Genomic DNA, 19,691 nt, shown 5'->3' with positions numbered 1-19,691 from the left:
TGGATTCCGCTGGCCGTTTAACCCGGCAATGTCACAGGGGCAATGCAGTCGTGTATTTCAGCTCTTTCAGACTGAATGAGGACACAACCGATTTCACAAGCGGCGAGCGCAGCAAGCTCTGGGTCATGAAACGTTCATAGCTTTCCACGTCGGCGCAGCGGATTTTCAGGATGTAATCGGCACTGCCCGAAATGGCATGGGCTTCCATAATCTCAGGATGGGCGGCAATGACAGCCGAAAACCCTGCAATCGCCTCTTCGGCATGATCAGACAGGCGCACGGTGGCAAAGACACAAAGGCGCGCATCCGCCTTGGCCGGGTCCAGCAAGGCCACCCTGCCCCGGATCAGCCCCAGCTTTTCAAATTCCTGCACCTTACGCCAAACGGTCGAACTCGCCATGCCCGCCGCCTCAGCCAGTTCCGCCAAGGACAAACCCGCATCCCCCTGCAGCACACGCAGCAATGCCCGCTCTTGATCAGAAAATTCCAGCATTCCAGAGAATCCAATTTCTTTTTTCCAAAAATACTCAAAACGTCGTATAAAATGAACAAAAATTTACCCAATACGGGGCGAAACTGGTGAAAAGGAGCCGCGCCATGCCCAAAGACACCAGCTACACGTCCCTGCAGCCCGACGCCGAAGGCTACTACCCCTATTCCACCGACGATGATGCCGTCTGGGGCGAGCTTTTCGCCCGGCAAATGGCCTTCCTGCCGGGCAAAGTCGCGCCAGAATATCTAGACGGGGTCGAAAAGCTGGGGCTGGGGCCCGCGAAGACCCCGCAGGTCAAAGACATCGACGCAAAGCTACACGCGCTGACGGGGGCCGGGGCCGAAGGGGTGCCCGCGATCATCCCGCCGTCGCAGTTCTACGACCTGCTGAGCCAGCGCAAATTTCCCGTGGCCACCTTCCTGCGACGGCGCGAGCATATGGACTATATCGAAGAACCGGACCTCTTTCACGAAGTCTTCGGCCATTGCCCGATGCTGACCAATGATGCCTATGCCGATTTCATCGAAGGCTTTGGCAAAAAAGCCAAAGAGCTGGGCAAGGGATATAGCTGGCACATGTTCCGGCTCTTTTGGTTCACCGTCGAATTCGGGATGATCCAGACCAAGGACGGGCTGCGGGCCTATGGGGCGGGGATCGTTTCGTCCCCGGCAGAGGCGGCGCATGCAATGTCACAGGACGCAAAGATGCAGCCCTTTGATCTGCTGACGATGTTCCGCACGCCCTACCGGATCGATATCGTGCAACCGGTTTATTTTGTCATCGACAGTTTCGACCAGCTCTCGGCTGCGCTCGATGCCGATTTTGGCAGGCTGATAGACGACGTAAAGGCCCTCGGTGACCTGCCGCCCCTTTTCGAGGCAAAGGAAGCCAGCTAAAAGGCCGCTATGGCCGATATCACCCATCTAGAAGAACAAATCGCACATCTGACCCGCACGGTGGAAGAGCTGTCCGACATCGTCGCCCGGCAAGAGACGGAATTGACGCTGGCAAAGCGCCGTCTCGCTATGTTGATGGAGCGGGAAGCCACGCGCGAAATTGATGCAGGCGGAACGGTCCCGCTGGCCGATCAAAAGCCGCCGCATTGGTGATGCTAAAGCATTCCGCCTTAAACCTGAAGCGCTTATTCGCTGCCTCTCCCTCGCGGTCGAACGCGAAAAGTGATGCGCGATGTCTCAGGTTAAAGGCGGAATGCTGTAGGCAAGATGGGTTTCTACCCATCCTACGCATCACAATTGCCCCTTATTCAGCCCGCACAGGAACGCGGGTTGCCGGTGGATATTGCCACGGGGTGCTGCTGGCGATTGCGGCCGTCACAACGGTGGTCAGGATCGCGCCGCCGATACCCGCATTTGTCGCGGTACCGACTTGCTTGTCTTGGGCAAATATCGTCTCGGCCCCCTCATAGCCACCGCCTTCGCAGCGGATCTGCATTTGGCCCGGACGCCCCCGGTCTTCATACTCTCCCGATTGGACAAAACGGGGCAGGTTCACGCGCGCTGGTGTGACAATATTTGCCGTGATTTCGTCTGATGTCAGCTCACATGGCAAACCGGCAAGCTCAATCTGTTGGCCATTTTGCGTGACAAAACTGCGCACTTCCATAGGCCGATAACTTGTCAGACGGTCCCGATTGACACCATCTCGAATACGGGCTGTCACGTCTTCACCCGTAATCTCAATCGGGCTGGTACACCCCGTTACCAAAAGCGCCGCTGCAATCATTGTCAGCTTCTTCATTACAAAATCACTCCGTTTTCCAACCCCCGCATGCCTAAGATCAAATGCAGGATCAATGATCAACCAATAGATGAATCCGTTTCCCGAAATTCGACGATATCGCGGACAGCAGCTTCAAAATTGCAGCCAAAGCAAATTCAGCAATACAAGCATACGCGACCTAACATAGGTTTTTCCCAACCAATGCAGGAGTTAGTCAGATGGCAGCGCATGACCGTCCGTTTGTAAGGTACGAAGAAAGGCTCAATCGCGTCCTTTGCTACATCTACGAGAATCTGGATGAGGAGCTGAGCCTCGACAGGCTCTCCGACATCGCCTGCATGTCCCGGTATCATTGGCATCGCGTCTTTCGTGCAATGACGGATGAAACATTGTCAAATGCCGTGCGAAGGCTGCGGTTGCTCAAGGCAGCAAATGCATTGGTTGAGGGGGATGCGCCTGTCCGGACGGTCGCAGAGCAGGTTGGTTATAAAAATCTGGCGAGCTTTTCCCGCGCCTTCAAACTTGCGCATGGTGTTTCACCAAACGAATTTCGCGCACAAGGCACTCAAATCAATAACTTTTTGAAAGTTAACCCCATAGGAGACGACATATATCCGATCACTGTGAAAGACCTTAAGGGCGTTCAAGCAGCGGGGGTTCCACATATAGGTCCCTACCGAAAAATCGGCGGCGCGTTCAAAACACTTGGCGGCGCGCTGATGGCCAATTCTCTCATGGATAACGTGGGTGAGCTATTCGTCATCTACCACGACCCGCCCGAAGCCAGACCAGAGTCAGAGCTTCGATCTCATGTTGCTATCTCCACGCTACCTGGCTTTCCAGATCAGCTCAACGGTCTTGAATACTTCGATGTTGTTGGCGGCAAATACGCCGTTCTGGAACACAAAGGACCGTATCCAACGTTAAAGGCGGCATATGAATGGTTGTATGGTCATTGGCTGCCAGGATCAGGATTAGAACCGCGACACGCACCCGCGCTCGAGGTGTATATCGATGATCCAAAAACGACGCCATCAATCGACCTGAGAACAGAAATTCGGCTTCCACTGGTGTAGATCAAGCTCATCCGAAGCCAGCTTCGATTTAGATGGTCATGCAAATCGCGTGACGGACCCCCACCGGTTTTTCATGTCACGAAAGCACGGCTGTACATACGCTGTATGTACAGCTTCTGTACGCAATCTGTATCAAGCGTCTTCGACCTCGATCACGCCACCCAGGCTGCGCAACGCGCCCTTGATCTGCGGGTTCACCGGGAATTCCTGGCCCAGATCCAGCTCGACCTCGCCGGGCAAATCATCGCCCATCAGGCAGAAATAAATCGGCCCCTTGCTGGCCCGAACACCATCTTGCATCGCATTGTTCAGGACAGATGCAACCGACCCAATCGCCTCTGGCCCGTCAATAAAGACCCGCAAGCCTGCGCCGCCAACATCGGCCACAACCGCATCAATGGGCGAGACCGAACGGCCCAGAAGTTTCAGCTGATCAGCCTCCATCGTCGCCTCGCATTGCAAGACAACCTGCGCACCGGTTTCCAGAAAATCGCGCGAAGCTTCAAGCGTATCTGAGAACATGGTGACTTCATATTGTCCTGTAGGATCAGACAGTTGAACGAAGGCAAAGCGATTGCCCCGCGCCGATTTCCGTTCTTGCCGCCCTGAAACAGTACCTGCCATTTTGACGATCGCGGCACCCCTTTCGGCCCGGGCCATCACGTCGTCCAGCGTCATCACCTTCTGACGTTTCAGCGGGCCCATGTAATCATCCAGCGGATGGCCCGACAGGTAGAAACCGATGGCTTTGAACTCTTCGGCCAAACGCTCGGCTGGCAGCCAGTCATCACCCGCCGCCAGACGCGGCTCGGGCAGATCCTCACCCGCTTCACCAAAAAGCGACACCTGGTTTGACGCCTTCTGATCATGGATCGCACCAGAATAAGCACCAAGTGAATCCAAACTATTAAACACACGCCGCCGGTTCGGATCGAGCACATCAAACGCCCCGGCCCGCGCCAGCATCTCAAGCGGACGTTTACCCACGCGTTTCAGATCCACCCGGCGCGCAAAATCGAAGAGGTTTACAAAGGGCTTGCCTGCATCACGCGCCTCAACGATCAGTTTCATCGCTTCGACACCGACGTTTTTCAAAGCACCCAGCGCATAGACCAGTTTGCCTTCATGCACGTCGAAGGTCGCCATCGAGCGGTTTACGCAAGGCGGAGTGTAGTCCAGCCCCAGTCCCTTTTTGACCTCTTGAAAATAGACCCCCAGTTTGTCGGTCAAATGGATATCGCAGTTCATCACGCCTGCCATGAACTCCACCGGATGGTTCGCTTTCAGCCAGGCGGTCTGGTAACTGACAACCGCGTAAGCCGCTGCGTGGGATTTGTTAAAGCCGTAGTTGGCGAATTTCTCGAGCAGGTCAAAGACCTCACGCGCCTTCTTGGCGTCCACCCCGTTTTTCTTAGCCCCTTCTTCGAATTTGGGGCGCTCAGCATCCATCGCCTCTTTGATCTTTTTACCCATCGCCCGGCGCAGCAGGTCTGCACCGCCCAGGCTGTAGCCAGCCATGACCTGCGCGATCTGCATCACCTGTTCCTGATAGACGATGATGCCTTGGGTTTCTTCGAGGATGTAATCGATGGACGGGTGGATCGACTCCAGTTCTTTCTGGCCGTTCTTCACCTCGCAATAGGTGGGGATATTCTCCATCGGGCCGGGACGGTAAAGCGCCACCAGCGCCACGATATCCTCGATACAGGTTGGCTTCATGCGCTTGAGCGCATCCATCATGCCCGAGCTTTCCACCTGGAACACGGCGACCGTTTTGGCGCTGGAATAAAGCGCGTAAGAGCGTTCATCATCCAGCGGGATCGCCCCGATATCGTATTCAAACCCCGCAGGCGCTTCATAAAGCTGGGTGCCATCGGCCGCCATATTCAATGGTCGCCCCGCCTTTTGGATCAGGTTCACGGCGTTCTGGATCACCGTCAGGGTTTTCAGGCCCAGAAAGTCGAATTTCACCAGCCCCGCCTGTTCCACCCATTTCATGTTAAACTGGGTCGCAGGCATGTCGGATCGTGGATCTTGATAAAGCGGCACAAGCGCGTCCAGCGGGCGATCCCCGATCACGACACCAGCGGCGTGGGTCGAGGCATTACGCAGCAGTCCTTCGACCTGCTGGGCATAGGTTAGCAGCCGGTCAACAACCTCTTCGGCCTGCGCCTCTTCGCGCAAGCGCGGCTCATCGGCGAGCGCCTTTTCGATGCTGACAGGTTTGACCCCTTCGACAGGGATCATCTTGGACAGCCGGTCCACCTGCCCGTAAGGCATCTGCAAAACCCTGCCTACATCGCGCACCGCCGCCTTGGACAAAAGCGCACCAAAGGTGATGATCTGTCCGACCTTATCACGCCCGTATTTTTCCTGCACATAGCGGATCACCTCTTCGCGGCGGTCCATGCAGAAATCGATGTCGAAATCGGGCATCGAGACGCGTTCGGGGTTCAGGAACCGTTCGAACAGCAGGCTATAGCGGAGCGGATCAAGGTCGGTGATCAGCAAGGCATAGGCCACAAGCGAGCCCGCACCAGACCCCCGGCCAGGCCCTACCGGGATGCCATGCTCCTTGGCCCATTTGATGAAGTCGGCAACGATCAGGAAATAGCCGGGAAAGCCCATGCCTTCGATAATCCCTAACTCAAATTCCAGCCGCTTTTCGTATTCGGCCACCTCTGCCGCATGCGGGATGACGGCCAATCGCGCCTTGAGCCCCTCTTCGGCCTGACGGCGCAGTTCGGCCACCTCGTCATCGGCAAATTTCGGCAGGATCGGGTCGCGCTTGTAAGCCTTGAAGGCACAGCGTTTTGCGATTTCTACGGTGTTTTCGATGGCCTCAGGCAGATCCGCGAAGAGGGTCACCATCTCTTGCGGCGATTTGAAATAATGCTGCGGGGTCAGACGGCGGCGGGGCTCTTGCTGATCGACATAGGCGCCCTCGGCGATACAGATCAGGGCATCATGGGCCTCATAGAGTTCGGTCTTGGGGAAATAGGCGTCATTTGTGGCGACCAGCGGCAACCCCTTGGCATAGGCCAATTCGATATGGCCGCGCTCGGATAGTTGTTCGGCTTCGGGCAGGCCGCCATCACCCGGATGGCGCTGTAATTCTACATACAGCCGCTCCGGATAGATCGCCGCGAGCCGGTCCATCAGCGCGTCGGCCTTGGGGCGTTGGCCTTGCCGCAGCAGGCGACCAATCGGGCCATCTGGCCCGCCCGACAGGCAAATCAGCCCCGCGCTATACTGGCCCAGCTCATCCACCGTCACCTGCGGCAGCTGACCCTCGGCATCGAGATAGGCGCAAGAGTTCAGCTTCATCAGGTTTTCATACCCGGTCTCGTTTTGGGCCAGCAGCACGATAGGCGCGGGATCTTCGGGACGTTTGCCCTGTTCAACCGTGGCATAGCCCACATCGACCTGACAGCCGATGATCGGCTGGATACCCGCCCCCTTAGCCCCTTCGGAAAATTCCAAAGCGCAAAACATGTTGTTGCTATCGGTCACGGCGACTGCGGGCATGTCCATGCCAGCGGCCAGTCCGGGCAGTTTTTTGACCGGCACCGCCCCCTCTAACAGGGAATATTCGGTATGGACGCGCAGGTGAATGAATCGGGGATCAGAAGCCATGGCCGAACCCTAGCTGATGGGCCGTCAGCCGCAAGATGACAAAAGGTGGATCAGCGCTTAGGCTGCCGCATATGCGTGCGATTTTCCTTTGTCTTTTGGTCGCGCCGGCCTGGGCGCAACCCTTTCCGGTGCAGCGCTGCGTCAACCTGGATCAGGCGCTTGAGGCCCCACGCGAAGGCGATTGGGGTTACCGGATTGAACGAGGCGACATTGCTTGGATCGCTGATCAGGGCTTTAATACGATCCGCCTGCCGGTCCGGTTCAACGCCCATTGGGATGGGGCATTGTCCCCGCAGATATTGGCCCGTGTTGATGAGGTGATCAGCTGGGCAGCCGCCGAAGACCTGAGTGTTATCCTTGACCTGCATCACTTTGAGGCGCTGATGCGCGACCCGCCGGGGCAGGCCGAAAAGTTTGCGGCCATCTGGACGGAGCTTGCCACCCATTATGCTGGTTATGATGACCGCTTGATCTTTGAACTGCTGAACGAACCAAGCGAGGCGTTGGCCACGGACGAGGCAATGCGCCTGTTTGAGGCTGTCCTACCGACCATACGAGCATCAAACCCGGACCGCTGGGTGATTATCGAAGGTGGCGATTGGGCAAGCGTTGAGGCCTTGGCTGATCTTCACCAGCCCGATGCGCGCACGGCCTTGTCGTTCCACTATTATGTGCCATGGGAATTCACCCATCAAATGGCCCCTTGGATGGACGCACCGCCCCCACCCGGAAGATGGGGCGACAAGGATGACCGAGAGATCTTGCGCCGCGATATGGCCTTGGCGGGCAGCTATGATGCGCCGGTGTTGCTGGGCGAATTTGGTGTGACCACCCCAACCGACCCAAGCCAGCGCGCCCGCTGGACAAAGGCCGTCCGCGAAGAGGCCGATGCCCACGGGATCGGCTGGTGCCATTGGGGCCTGGCAGGCAATTTTGCCATTCTCGATAAAACCACCCAAACATGGGTGCCCAGGATGAAAGACGCGCTGATTTCAGGCCATTGACCCATGCAACGCCAACCCCGTAGCGGTGGATGGCCCGCCTGTCATCGGCGATGTTGACTATCGCCGTGATGCCCCCAATCGTTAGCGGCATGACTAACAAACTCGATTCTTTCTTTGCTGCAATGGCAGATCCGACCCGCCGGGCGGTGATTGAACGTCTTGCTGCTGGCCCTGCCAGCGTGTCCGAGCTGCACCAGCCGCATCAGATGGCCCTGCCGACCTTCATGCGCCATCTAAAGGTTCTCGAAGACACCGGGATCGTCCGTTCGATCAAGAAAGGGCGGGTCCGGACATGCCATATCGAAACGGCCCCCCTGGTAGAAGCACAGGGCTGGCTGGCATGGCAACGCCAGATTTGGGAGACACGCCCCGAAACCCCCTGCGATGCGGATGGCCAAAGCGCCTAATCTGCGGGCAATCGCAAGAACATTCAGCGAATTTCACCCAAAGACCCTTGCATTGTGCAGGTTCTCCGGTTTTGATGACCGCTGGAACCGGGCAGAGGTCTACGCCGCATCGACCTCTGAGCGCCTGGAATCGCGTTTGGTAAGGCGGCAGGTTTACATCATGGATGTCACGTTTCTTCTCAATGGGGAAACCGTGCGGGCAGAGGTTGACCCGACCCAAACCTTGCTGGATTGGTTACGGATAGATCGCGGACTTTGCGGCACCAAAGAGGGCTGTAATGAAGGCGATTGCGGCGCATGTACGGTCGTTGTCGGCGATGAAGCGGGTGCGAAATCGCTTAATGCCTGCATTCTTTTCATGCCCCAACTGCATGGAAAGACCGTGCGCACTGTCGAGGGGATATCCGGCCCTGATGGCGCCTTGCACCCTGTTCAGCAGGCGATGGTTGATCATCACGGCTCCCAATGTGGGTTTTGCACGCCAGGCTTTATCGCCTCGATGGCCGCAGCCCATCTGGAGGGCCGCACGGATCACGATGATGTTTTGGCAGGCAATCTGTGCCGTTGCACCGGCTATGCGCCGATTATGCGCGCCGCCGAAGCGGCAGCGGATGTACCCGTGCCGGTCTGGATGAAGGATGATTTGCCGCCTGTCGCGCCGCAACCCTTCGCGCCGGAAAGCCTGGATGCCTTGGCCGATTGGTATGCGAACAACCCAGACGCCACGCTGATTGCCGGCGCCACGGATGTGGGTCTTTGGGTGACCAAGCAATTGCGGGATTTGCCCAAAGTGGCCTTTTTGGGCCGCTGCCGCGAATTGCGGGCGGTCGATGTCTCAGACACTGATATCCGCATCGGTGCTGCGGTCACCATGAGTGAGGTTTTGGGGCTGATCCGCGACCATCACCCCTCATACGCCGAAATGATCCGTCGTTACGGATCTGAGCAAGTACGCAATGCCGCCACGATCGGGGGCAATATTGCAAACGGCTCGCCCATTGGGGACAACCCACCGGCACTGATTGCATTGGGCGCCACGCTGCATCTGCGCCGTGGCTCAGTCACGCGCGACATGCCGATTGAGGATTTCTTTATCACCTACGGAAAGCAGGATCGTCAGCCCGGTGAGTTGGTCACTGCTGTCACCCTACCCAAACATGCCCCGCAACTGCGTTGCTACAAAATATCGAAACGGTTTGATCAAGACATCTCGGCCCTTTGCGGTGCGTTCAATGTCAGCCTGAGCGACGGGATCGTCACCGATGCCCGTATCGCATTTGGCGGCCTGGCAGGCACGCCGCATCGGGCAAAGGCGGTGGAAACTGCATTGCTTGGGCAAGCCTGGTCAGCTGAGGCCGTAGAAAACGCAGCCGCCAAATTTGCAGGCGACTACAAACCGATGAGCGACATGCGCGCCTCTGCCGCCTATCGGTTGGAGGCCGCTCAGAACCTGCTGCGCCGCTATTTTGCGGACCTGTCCGGCAATGCGACCTCAGTGCTGGAGGTGGGTGCATGAGCGTCGCAAAACCCCTGCCCCATGATGCTGCTGCCCTGCATGTGACCGGCGCGGCCCGCTATATTGATGATATTCCATCGCCCGCAGATACGCTTCATCTGGCATTTGGGCTGTCAGAGATCGCCTGCGGCACAATAACGAAAATGGATCTGAGCGCCGTGTCCGCCGCGCCTGATGTTATTGCGGTCCTGACCGCCGATGATCTGCCCTATGCCAATGATGTCTCACCCTCGGTGCATGATGAGCCGCTTTTGTCTGATGGTACCGTCCATTACATCGGCCAGCCCCTTTTTCTGGTCATCGCCAAGACACATGTTGCGGCGCGCAAAGCGGCGCGTCTTGGTCAGATTGCCTATGACGCACAAACGCCAATCCTGACGATTGATGACGCCTTGGCCGCAGAAAGCCGGTTTGAAGAAGGCCCGCGCATCTGGACCAAAGGCGATGTGACCGAGGCCCTGGCCAAGGCCCCCCATCAAGTGCAGGGCTGCATTAATATGGGCGGGCAAGAGCATTTCTATCTTGAAGGTCAGGCGGCGCTCGCCCTGCCACAAGAAGGTGGCGATATGCTGGTGCATAGCTCCACCCAGCACCCAACCGAAATTCAGCACAAAGTAGCCGACGCCTTGGGTCTGCCCATGCACGCGGTGCGCTGCGAAGTGCGCCGCATGGGCGGCGGCTTTGGCGGCAAGGAAAGCCAAGGCAACGCACTGGCCGTTGCATGTGCAATCGGCGCGCAGCAGACAGGGCAGCCCTGCAAGATGCGGTATGACCGAGATGATGATATGATCATCACGGGCAAGCGCCATGATTTTCGCATTCATTACATTGCGGGTTTTGATGGGGATGGCCGCCTGCTGGGCGTCGATTTCACACAATTGACCCGCTGTGGATGGGCGCTTGATTTATCGCTGCCGGTGGCGGATCGCGCCATGCTGCATGCCGACAACGCCTATCATCTGCCCAGCGCGCGGATCACCTCGCATCGGCTGCGCACCAATACCCAATCGGCAACCGCCTATCGCGGATTTGGCGGCCCCCAAGGGGTGCTGGGGATTGAGCGCGTGATGGACCATGTCGCAGCGGCGCTTCAGTTGGACCCTGCCGAGATCCGCCGCCGCAACTACTATGCGCCGATGGGGGCCGAAACCGCAGCGACGCCCGACCAGAGGACCCCCGCCAGCGTCCAGACAACGCCTTATCATATGCCGGTCACTGATTTCATCCTGCATGACATGACCGACAAGTTGTTGGAACAGGCAGATTATCAGGGGCGCCGCGCCGCCATCGCCGCATGGAATGCCAAAGAGCCGATCCTGAAAAAGGGTATCGGCTTTAGCCCTGTGAAATTCGGTATCTCATTCACCCTGACCCATCTGAACCAAGCGGGCGCCTTGGTCCATGTTTATCAGGATGGGTCGGTGCATATGAACCACGGTGGTACTGAAATGGGCCAAGGCCTGTTTCAGAAAGTGGCGCAAGTGGCCGCGCATCGTTTCGGCATCGATGTTTCTGCCGTCAAGATCACTGCGACCGATACTGGCAAGGTCCCGAACACATCCGCCACGGCGGCTTCATCCGGGTCGGATCTGAACGGTATGGCCGTTGCCAATGCCTGCGATACCATCCGCGACCGGATCGCCCTTTGCCTGGCCGAGTTACATCAGGTTACGGCGGATGAAGTTCGTTTTGCAGATGGCAAAGTCCATGTGGGCCCGCACGTGTTTAGTTTTGCCGAAGCCGCGCAAACGGCCTATCACAATCAGGTCAGCCTATCGGCGACCGGCTTTTACAAAACGCCAGGCCTGCAATGGGACCGCATCAAGGGCGAAGGCACCCCGTTCTTTTATTTTGCGCAGGGCGCCGCCCTGACCGAAGTCGTGATCGACACCCTGACAGGTGAGAACCGTATCCTGCGCACGGATATCTTGAATGATGCAGGTGCATCATTGAACCCAGCGCTTGATATCGGTCAGGTCGAAGGTGGTTATGTGCAAGGCGCGGGTTGGCTGACGACCGAGGAACTGGTCTGGGATGACAAAGGCCAGTTGCGCACCCATGCCCCTGCCACCTACAAGATCCCGGCCTGTTCAGACCGCCCTGACATCTTTAAGGTCGCCCTTTGGGACGCCCCCAACCCGGCGCAGACGATCTATCGTTCCAAGGCTGTGGGTGAGCCGCCGTTCATGCTGGGCATTTCCGCCTTTCTGGCATTGTCCGATGCGGTCGCAGCCAGCGGATCAAACTACCCCGACTTACAGGCCCCCGCCACACCCGAAGAAATTCTACGCGCCGTTGGACGCGCCCGCGCATGAGCCTGCCAATCCGCATCACAATCAGCAAAACCGCAGGTTCAACCCCCCGCGATGCAGGAACGCAGATGCTTGTCTGGCCGGACCGTATCGCGGGTACCATTGGCGGCGGCGCGCTTGAATGGGATGCAATTGCCCAAGCGCAGGCCATGCTGCGCGACGGTCTGTCCACGCAGAGCCGCACCATCGCCCTCGGCCCCGGCCTTGGCCAATGTTGTGGTGGCTCGGTCACGCTCGTTTGGGAACAGACGGATATGCTGGATGCCACCCCGAAACGCCCCTTATGGATCTATGGCGCTGGCCATGTTGGACGCGCAATCGTGCATGTCATGGCCCCCCTCCCCGATTTCGAGATCACATGGGTTGATACCAGCGCCGACCGGTTTCCAAACACGGACGTGAGTGTCTTAGTCGCCAAGGATCCTGCCGCGGTTGTCAAACATGCGCCCGCGAATGCAGAGCATCTTATCCTGACTTACAGCCATGAAATGGATCTACAACTGTGCCACGCGGTGCTAAGCCAACCATTTGCCAGCGCGGGATTGATCGGATCGGCGACCAAATGGGCGCGCTTCAAAAACAGGCTCGCGCAGCTGGGGCATAATCCGGCCCAGATATCGCGCATCGCGTGTCCGATTGGCGATCCAAGCCTTGGAAAGCATCCGGCGGCCCTTGCGCTTGGTGTGGCAAACGTGATGATCACAGGGTCGTCACGCCAACCCAAGGACCGCACCGCATGACCGATTATTTGCTGCAACTGCGCGGTCTGACCAAGGCCTATCCCGGCGTGGTCGCCAACAAAAATGTCTCTTTTGATATTGGGCGCGGGGAAATTCATGCGCTTTTGGGTGAAAATGGCGCGGGCAAGTCAACGCTGGTCAAAACCATTTATGGCCTCGTGAAGCCTGATAGTGGCACAATGACATTGGAAGGCCAGCCCTTTACCCCGGCCGAACCGCGTGCTGCGCGCGCCGCTGGGGTTGCGATGGTTTTCCAGCATTTTTCGCTTTTTGACGCGCTGAATGTGGCCGAAAACATCGCACTGGGCATGGAAAACCCCCCGGCCCAAAGTGAAATCGCCGCGCGCGTGCGCGCTGTGTCTGATCAATATGGTCTGCCGCTGGACCCTACCCGTGTCGTTGGCGAGCTGTCAGCCGGTGAGCGCCAGCGCGTTGAGATTATCCGCTGCCTGCTGCAGGATCCCAAACTGCTGATCATGGATGAGCCGACCTCGGTCCTGACCCCTCAGGAGGTTGGAATCCTGTTTGAAACCCTGCGCAAGCTAAGCGCAGAGGGCACCGCGATCCTTTATATCTCACACAAGTTGGAAGAAATTCGCACCCTTTGCGAAAACGCCACGGTCCTGCGTCTGGGCCAGGTTGTTGGCACTTGTGATCCGCGCAGCACATCCGCCCGGGATATGGCCGAGCTGATGGTCGGCACCAAACTGCATGTCCCCGAAAGGGCCGCCCGCCCCGCCGGTGAAATCGTGCTAGAGCTTAAAGGGCTCAGTGCGAAAGCCCCTCATCGTTTTGGCACAACACTGAAAGACATCACGATAGACGTCCAAAAAGGCGAGGTTCTGGGTATTGGCGGCGTTGCGGGCAATGGCCAGGACGAATTGGTCGCCGCCCTGTCCGGTGAGATGCGCGTCAGCCCGGCGATGGTTCGCTATCAAGGTGCTGATATCGGCCAGATGCCCCCAAATGCGCGCCGCAAGATTGGATTGCTTGCCGCACCCGAAGAACGGATGGGCCATGCTGCCGCACCCGACATGTCCCTGATCGAAAATGCGGTGATGACCGCGACCATCCGCGAAAAACTGACCCAACGTGGTTTTGTGCGCTGGGCAAAGGCGCGCAGTTTCGCAGATAACGTCATCAAGACCTTTGACGTTCGCACACCCGGGCCAGCCAATACAGCGCGGTCCCTTTCGGGAGGCAATTTGCAGAAATTCGTCATCGGACGCGAAATTATGCAAGCCCCTGATGTGTTGGTTGTAAACCAGCCAACCTGGGGGGTTGATGCATCTGCCGCAGCCGCTATCCGGCAGGCCTTGCTTGATTTAGCCTCTAAGGGCGCCGCCGTCATCGTCATTAGCCAGGATCTGGATGAGCTGATGGAAATCTCTGACCGGTTCGCCGCGTTGAATGAGGGGCGCCTGTCGCCGCCCCGCCCTGCGCAAGGGCTGACAGTTGAACAAATCGGCCTGATGCTGGGCGGTGCGCATGATATGGAGGTGGCGCATGTGGACGTCTAAGGATGCCTCCGGCGAGAGCATTTCCGGCAAAATGATAAGGCAGACTCTGTCATGATCACGCTTGAAAAACGCCCGCATTCTTCACGTATGTGGACATTTGCCACGCCGGTTCTCGCCGTTGTTCTGACGATGGTCTGTGGCGGGTTGCTATTCGCTGCCTTGGGCAAAAACCCGTTTGAAACGATCCGCACGATTTTCCTCGACCCGCTCTTTTCAGAATTTGCGTGGTTTTACCGGCCGCAAATCTTGATCAAGGCGGCCCCGCTTGTCCTGATCGCGATTGGTCTTTCCTTTGGCTTCCGCGCTGGCATCTGGAATATCGGGGCCGAGGGGCAATATATTATCGGCGCGATTTGCGGCGCCGCCGTGGGCCTGGCTTTCTACCCCGCCGAGAGTTTCATCATCTTCCCGCTGATGGTAATCGCAGGCGCGATCGGCGGCTGTCTTTGGGCCATGATCCCCGGCATTCTGCGTGTCAAATTTGGCACCAATGAAATCCTTGTCTCGCTCATGCTGGTTTATGTGGCCGAGCAGCTGCTCGCCTCAATGGCACTAGGCGCGCTGCGCAACCCTGATGGCCAGGGCTTTCCAGGTAGTCGCAACCTATCGCGTTACCCATCAGCGGCAAACCTGGAGCTGATCGATGGAACAGGGATGCATTGGGGTGTCGTGGCTGCCCTAATCGCAGTGATTTTTGCCTATATCGCCCTGTCCCGCCATATCTTTGGTTTCCAAGTGCGGCTGGCCGGGCAGAGCCCCCGCGCCGCCCGCTTTGCCGGGGTAAACCCCGGCATCCTGGTGTTGATTTGCATGGGTCTGTCGGGCGGGTTGGCCGGGCTTGCCGGACTGTTTGAGGTTGCAGGCCCCGCAGGCCAGATCAGCATTGATTTTAACGTAGGTTACGGGTTCACGGCGATCATCGTTGCTTTCCTCGGGCGGCTACACCCGGTCGGCATCCTGCTAGCAGGCGGATTGATGGCGCTGACCTATATCGGGGGTGAGATCGCGCAATCCAACCTTGGTCTGCCACTGGCCGCGATCCAGCTGATGCAAGGCATGCTCTTATTCTTCTTGCTGGCGGTGGATGTGCTGACAAATTATCGCGTGCGGTTTGCCGCATCTGGCCAAGGGGCGCTGTGATGGATTGGTCTGCTATCAACCCAGTCTTGTTGCTTGCCTCGCTGATGGTGGCTGCAACCCCCATTTTGATGGCCGCCATTGGTGAACTGGTGGTCGAGCGTTCTGGCGTTCTGAACCTTGGTGTCGAAGGAATGATGATCACAGGCGCTGTCTGCGGCTTCATCGTGGCGGTGAATACCGGATCCCCCTGGCTTGGCTTTGTCGGCGCTGCTTTTGGCGGTGCGGTCCTATCGCTGGTTTTCGCCCTATTGACCCAGTTTCTGCTGTCAAACCAGGTCGCGACGGGTCTTGCGCTGACCCTGTTTGGGCTTGGTCTGTCTGCATTGCTGGGACAGGGCTATATCGGGGTCAAAGCACCCGGCTTTCCCGATTGGCACATCCCGCTTTTGGGCGACATCCCCTTCATCGGGCCGATCGTCTTTCAGCATGACCCGATGGTCTATGTCGGGTTACTGATCGTCGCGGCGACATGGGCGTTTTTGAAATATAGCCGGGCCGGATTAATTTTGCGCGCCGTGGGCGAAAACCATGAGGCGGCCCATGCGCTTGGCTATCATGTGATCCGCGTCCGTATCCTGGCCATCATGTTTGGCGGGGCCTGCGCCGGGCTTGGGGGCGCCTATCTAAGCCTTGTGCGCGTGCCGCAATGGACCGAAGGAATGACCGCTGGCGCGGGCTGGATTGCCCTGGCCATTGTTGTCTTTGCCAGCTGGCGCCCGGGCCGTCTTTTGGTCGGCGCCTATTTGTTCGGCGGTGTGACAGTGCTACAGCTTAATTTGCAGGCCGCTGGTGTGGCGATTCCAGTGGAGTATCTTTCCATGGCACCCTATCTGGCCACCATCGTCGTTCTGGTTATTATGCGTGCCGGACGTGCGCCCGGGTCGCTGGGCCAATCATTCCATGCCTCACGCTGAGGCCTTATCAAGACCACCAAGGGGAAACTTATGACAATGAAAACACTACTCGCCAGCGCGACGCTCGCGCTGGGTATGACAACGGGCGTCCAGGCCCAAGACGACACGACGACCGTCGGTTTCGTCTATGTCGGCCCTGTGGGCGATGGCGGCTGGACATATGAACATGATCAAGGCCGTCTTGCCGTCGAAGAGCATTTTGGCGATGCCGTCGACACTGTCTTTGTTGAAAGCGTGCCTGAAGGGCCCGACGCAGAGCGTGTGATGACCCAAATGGCGCTGCAAGGCGCTGACCTGATCTTTACCACCTCATTTGGCTACATGGATCAGACCATCGCCGTGGCCGAGCAGTTCCCGGATGTGAAATTCGAGCACGCGACAGGTTATAAGACGGCTGATAACGTCTCGGTCTACTCTGCCCGTTTCTATGAAGGGCGTGCTGTGCAAGGCCATATCGCAGGCCAAATGACCGAGAGCAATATCATCGGTTACATCGCCTCGTTCCCGATCCCGGAAGTGATCCGCGGCATTAACTCGGCCTATATCCACGCTAAGGAAGTAAACCCTGATGTCGAGTTCAAGATCATCTGGGCCTATACGTGGTTCGACCCAGCCAAAGAAGCCGAAGCTGCCACTGTTCTGATCGAACAAGGTGCCGACGTGATCCTGCAACACACAGACTCGACCGCGCCCCAAGCTGCGGCACAAGCTGCTGGCAATGTTGTCACCTTCGGCCAAGCCTCAGACATGGCCGAGTTTGGCCCCTTCCCCCGCGTTTCATCGATCATCGATAACTGGGCCCCATACTATATTGCCCGGACTCAGGCTGTGATCGACGGCACATGGGAAACCACCAACACGTGGGACGGGATCGCACCAGGCATGGTTGAGATTGGCGAAATCACCGATGCCGTTCCTGCCGAGATCAAGGCAAGTGCCGAAGCAATGATTGCGGCAATGGAAACCGGTGATTATCATCCGTTCACTGGCCCGCTGAACAAGCAAGATGGCTCGGCCTGGCTGGCAGAGGGCGAAGTTGCCGATGACGGCACATTGGCGGGCATGGATTTTTATGTAGAAGGTCTGACGGCCGAAATCCCGCAATAAGCGTTCTTTCAATACATCCCAAAGGCCCCGCCCCTTGGTGGGGCCTTTTCATTTGAAGTGTCACGGCAAGCTATCAGCATCACAACAGCCTGAATCAGGCGCATGCCAACGCTTTACCTCCTTCCCAATTAGGTTCTGACCACGCGGCTGATGTTGTAAATACGTCAGAACTTTGACCACACATTCGGTCCTTTTACCAAAAACCCCTTGGAAAATTAGCGCTCTAGCGGATTTGAGGCCGTTAACCATATGGATAACTGTTCTCGGATAAGACACAATTTCTGCCTCACTTTTCTCACATTCATCCGAGAAATAGTGATTATGATGGTCGAAAAGCCTATGACGATGATGGTTAGTTTTCAGTTTGGTATCAATTCCCTGGTTTTGGTTCATGAGTTTCAACGTCGGTGAACGCGTCAAGATTCCGATTTGCCTAATGAATGATGGAGAAACAAATGGTCTTTAGAAGACAGACAACAAAATCCAGCCTGGTGTCGGCGCTTGCACTTTGCACGGCTTTGACCGCACCGGTTGCAAGCCAAGCCGAAGAAGTCACGCTGCTTTCTGCGGATGGTACGGTTAACCTGGTCGGCGACTTTGTCGAATTTGTAGACAACAACTATGTCATCCGCACTGCGTTGGGTGAGCTGCGCATTTCGGCCTCTCGGGTCCGCTGTGAAGGCGCAGGCTGCCCGGTGATCGGTGCTGAAGGTGCTGATGTGCGTGCCGTTGGTTCTGATACGGTTGGTGAGGGTGTGATGCCTCTGCTGCTGGCTGGCTTTGCTGGCAATCTGGGCGCTGAAGTCACCCAGACAGCGACCGGCGTGAGCGGTCAGTTCCTTGCCGAAATGATCGGCGATGAAGGCTTTGGTGATCCGATGGGGACATACCTGGTCACATCCACCAGCTCAAACGGCGCTTTCAATGCGCTTTTGGAAGGTGACGCCGAAATCGGCATGTCCGCCCGCCGTATTCGCCCTGATGAGGCCCGCGCATTGCGTGACGATGGCGCTGGGAACATGATCAGCCCGGCCCAAGAACATATTATTGCGGTTGATAGCCTTGTGGTTATCACACACCCTGACAACCCGGTCGATTCGATCACCTTGGATCAGCTGCGCGCTATTTATAGCGGCTCTATCACGAACTGGTCACAGGTTGGTGGCGACAACGCCCCGATCACACTCTTCAGCCGCGAAGCTGATTCCGGTACACGTGACGTATTTGAAACCGGTGTCTTTGGTGCCAACCCACCTGCCCTGCCTGGCAGCGCGCAAATCGTGACCGACAACAACGAAATGGCCGCCTTGGTCAATGCTGATGTCAATGCGATCGGGTTTGTCGGCTATGCCTTCCAACGTGGTGCAAGCGCCCTGACCCTGGTCAGCGATTGCGGGATCAGCATGGTGCCTGATGCTTTCTCAGCGCGGACCGAAGAATATGCATTGCAACGTTTCCTGTACCTTTACACCCGTGAAGATACAGCCGCCGCCGGTTCTGCAGATTTCATCGAATATGCAGCCTCAAACCAAGCTGATGTTGTGATTGCCAAGGCGGGCTTTATCGATCTGGGCATCGACCGTCGTGAGCAGTTGCTGGACAGCGCCCGTGCCCGCCAATTGCAAGACTCGTCACTGGACGCGTATGAGGCTGGTTTTGCACGCGATATGCTGGACCAAATGTTGGACTATGATCGCTTGTCGACGACGTTCCGCTTCCGCACTGGTTCGCAAGATCTGGATCTGCGCGGTCGTCTGAACCTTGAGCGTCTGGCTGACTATCTTGAAACACAGCCAGCCGGCACCGAAGTTCTGTTCGTTGGCTTCACCGACTCTGTTGGTGCATTCGACAGCAACCGCACCCTGTCATTTGGCCGTGCCGAACAGGTGCTGGCCGAAATGCAAAGCTTTGCTGGTGATCGTTTGTCCAATATCTCGTTCTCGACCACAGGCTTTGGCGAAATCGCCCCCTCTGCCTGTAACACATCTGACAATGAGCGTCAGATCAACCGCCGGGTTGAGGTCTGGATCAAGTCCTAAACGGATAAGTCATCTGGTGTTGCACCGCGATCAACAAACGGTGCAAC

16 protein-coding genes are annotated in these 19,691 nt (G+C 57.4%); 13 read left to right on the top strand and 3 right to left on the bottom strand.

Annotated features, from left to right (window positions below; genetic code table 11):
* Positions 1 to 31 precede the first annotated feature (31 nt).
* Positions 32 to 493 (bottom strand): Lrp/AsnC family transcriptional regulator, encoded by a 462-nt coding sequence (locus tag AABB29_RS09210; RefSeq protein WP_341367202.1) that lies wholly within the window; start codon positions 491 to 493, stop codon positions 32 to 34.
* Positions 494 to 597: 104 nt separating this feature from the next.
* Here AABB29_RS09210 and AABB29_RS09205 point away from each other — a divergent pair, with 104 nt between their 5' ends.
* Together AABB29_RS09205 and AABB29_RS09200 are read left to right on the top strand one after the other, a co-directional pair.
* Positions 598 to 1,389, top strand: a complete 792-nt coding sequence (locus AABB29_RS09205) for a phenylalanine 4-monooxygenase (protein WP_341367203.1) — start codon at positions 598 to 600, stop codon at positions 1,387 to 1,389.
* Positions 1,390 to 1,398: 9 nt separating this feature from the next.
* Positions 1,399 to 1,602 (top strand): SlyX family protein, encoded by a 204-nt coding sequence (locus tag AABB29_RS09200; protein ID WP_341367204.1) that lies wholly within the window; start codon positions 1,399 to 1,401, stop codon positions 1,600 to 1,602.
* Between the two features lie 151 nt (positions 1,603 to 1,753).
* On the opposite strand, the gene AABB29_RS09195 is transcribed toward AABB29_RS09200, so the two are convergent.
* Positions 1,754 to 2,251, bottom strand: coding sequence for a hypothetical protein (locus AABB29_RS09195; RefSeq protein WP_341367205.1), 498 nt, complete (start codon positions 2,249 to 2,251; stop codon positions 1,754 to 1,756).
* A gap of 200 nt (positions 2,252 to 2,451) precedes the next feature.
* Here AABB29_RS09195 and AABB29_RS09190 point away from each other — a divergent pair, with 200 nt between their 5' ends.
* A complete protein-coding gene (locus tag AABB29_RS09190) occupies positions 2,452 to 3,309 on the top strand; it encodes an AraC family transcriptional regulator (RefSeq protein ID WP_341367206.1) in 858 nt (285 codons plus the stop codon).
* Between the two features lie 132 nt (positions 3,310 to 3,441).
* On the opposite strand, the gene dnaE is transcribed toward AABB29_RS09190, so the two are convergent.
* A complete protein-coding gene (gene dnaE, locus AABB29_RS09185; RefSeq protein WP_341367207.1) occupies positions 3,442 to 6,945 on the bottom strand; it encodes a DNA polymerase III subunit alpha in 3,504 nt (1,167 codons plus the stop codon).
* Between the two features lie 71 nt (positions 6,946 to 7,016).
* Between dnaE and AABB29_RS09180 the strand changes: the two genes are divergently transcribed.
* The 10 genes from AABB29_RS09180 (at position 7,017) to AABB29_RS09135 (ending at position 19,644) form a co-directional block, all read left to right on the top strand.
* Positions 7,017 to 7,949, top strand: a complete 933-nt coding sequence (locus tag AABB29_RS09180; protein ID WP_341367208.1) for a glycoside hydrolase family 5 protein — start codon at positions 7,017 to 7,019, stop codon at positions 7,947 to 7,949.
* Positions 7,950 to 8,038: 89 nt separating this feature from the next.
* Positions 8,039 to 8,356, top strand: a complete 318-nt coding sequence (locus AABB29_RS09175) for a metalloregulator ArsR/SmtB family transcription factor (RefSeq protein WP_341367209.1) — start codon at positions 8,039 to 8,041, stop codon at positions 8,354 to 8,356.
* A gap of 160 nt (positions 8,357 to 8,516) precedes the next feature.
* On the top strand, positions 8,517 to 9,872 hold the full coding sequence (locus AABB29_RS09170; RefSeq protein WP_341369111.1) for a xanthine dehydrogenase small subunit: 1,356 nt from the start codon (positions 8,517 to 8,519) through the stop codon (positions 9,870 to 9,872).
* Positions 9,869 to 12,187, top strand: a complete 2,319-nt coding sequence (gene xdhB, locus AABB29_RS09165; RefSeq protein ID WP_341367210.1) for a xanthine dehydrogenase molybdopterin binding subunit — start codon at positions 9,869 to 9,871, stop codon at positions 12,185 to 12,187. Before AABB29_RS09170 ends, xdhB begins: the two co-directional genes overlap by 4 nt.
* Positions 12,184 to 12,924: a xanthine dehydrogenase accessory protein XdhC gene (gene xdhC / locus AABB29_RS09160; RefSeq protein ID WP_341367211.1), complete on the top strand. Its 741-nt coding sequence runs from the start codon at positions 12,184 to 12,186 to the stop codon at positions 12,922 to 12,924. The genes xdhB and xdhC overlap by 4 nt, the downstream gene beginning before the upstream one ends.
* Positions 12,921 to 14,444 carry an ABC transporter ATP-binding protein gene (locus AABB29_RS09155; RefSeq protein WP_341367212.1) on the top strand — a complete coding sequence of 508 codons (1,524 nt, stop codon included), beginning with the start codon at positions 12,921 to 12,923 and terminating at the stop codon, positions 14,442 to 14,444. The genes xdhC and AABB29_RS09155 overlap by 4 nt, the downstream gene beginning before the upstream one ends.
* 51 nt (positions 14,445 to 14,495) lie before the next feature.
* Positions 14,496 to 15,584: an ABC transporter permease gene (locus AABB29_RS09150; protein WP_341367213.1), complete on the top strand. Its 1,089-nt coding sequence runs from the start codon at positions 14,496 to 14,498 to the stop codon at positions 15,582 to 15,584.
* Positions 15,584 to 16,498, top strand: a complete 915-nt coding sequence (locus tag AABB29_RS09145) for an ABC transporter permease (RefSeq protein WP_341367214.1) — start codon at positions 15,584 to 15,586, stop codon at positions 16,496 to 16,498. Before AABB29_RS09150 ends, AABB29_RS09145 begins: the two co-directional genes overlap by 1 nt.
* Positions 16,499 to 16,528: 30 nt before the next feature.
* Positions 16,529 to 17,605 (top strand): BMP family ABC transporter substrate-binding protein, encoded by a 1,077-nt coding sequence (locus AABB29_RS09140; RefSeq protein WP_341367215.1) that lies wholly within the window; start codon positions 16,529 to 16,531, stop codon positions 17,603 to 17,605.
* 455 nt (positions 17,606 to 18,060) lie between these two features.
* A complete protein-coding gene (locus tag AABB29_RS09135) occupies positions 18,061 to 19,644 on the top strand; it encodes a substrate-binding domain-containing protein (RefSeq protein WP_373636889.1) in 1,584 nt (527 codons plus the stop codon).
* Positions 19,645 to 19,691 lie beyond the last annotated feature (47 nt).

The sequence above is a fragment of the Yoonia sp. BS5-3 genome (assembly GCF_038069655.2).
Classification (GTDB): Bacteria; Pseudomonadota; Alphaproteobacteria; order Rhodobacterales; family Rhodobacteraceae; genus Yoonia; species Yoonia phaeophyticola.
This window is presented reverse-complemented; position numbering and strand designations above follow the sequence as displayed.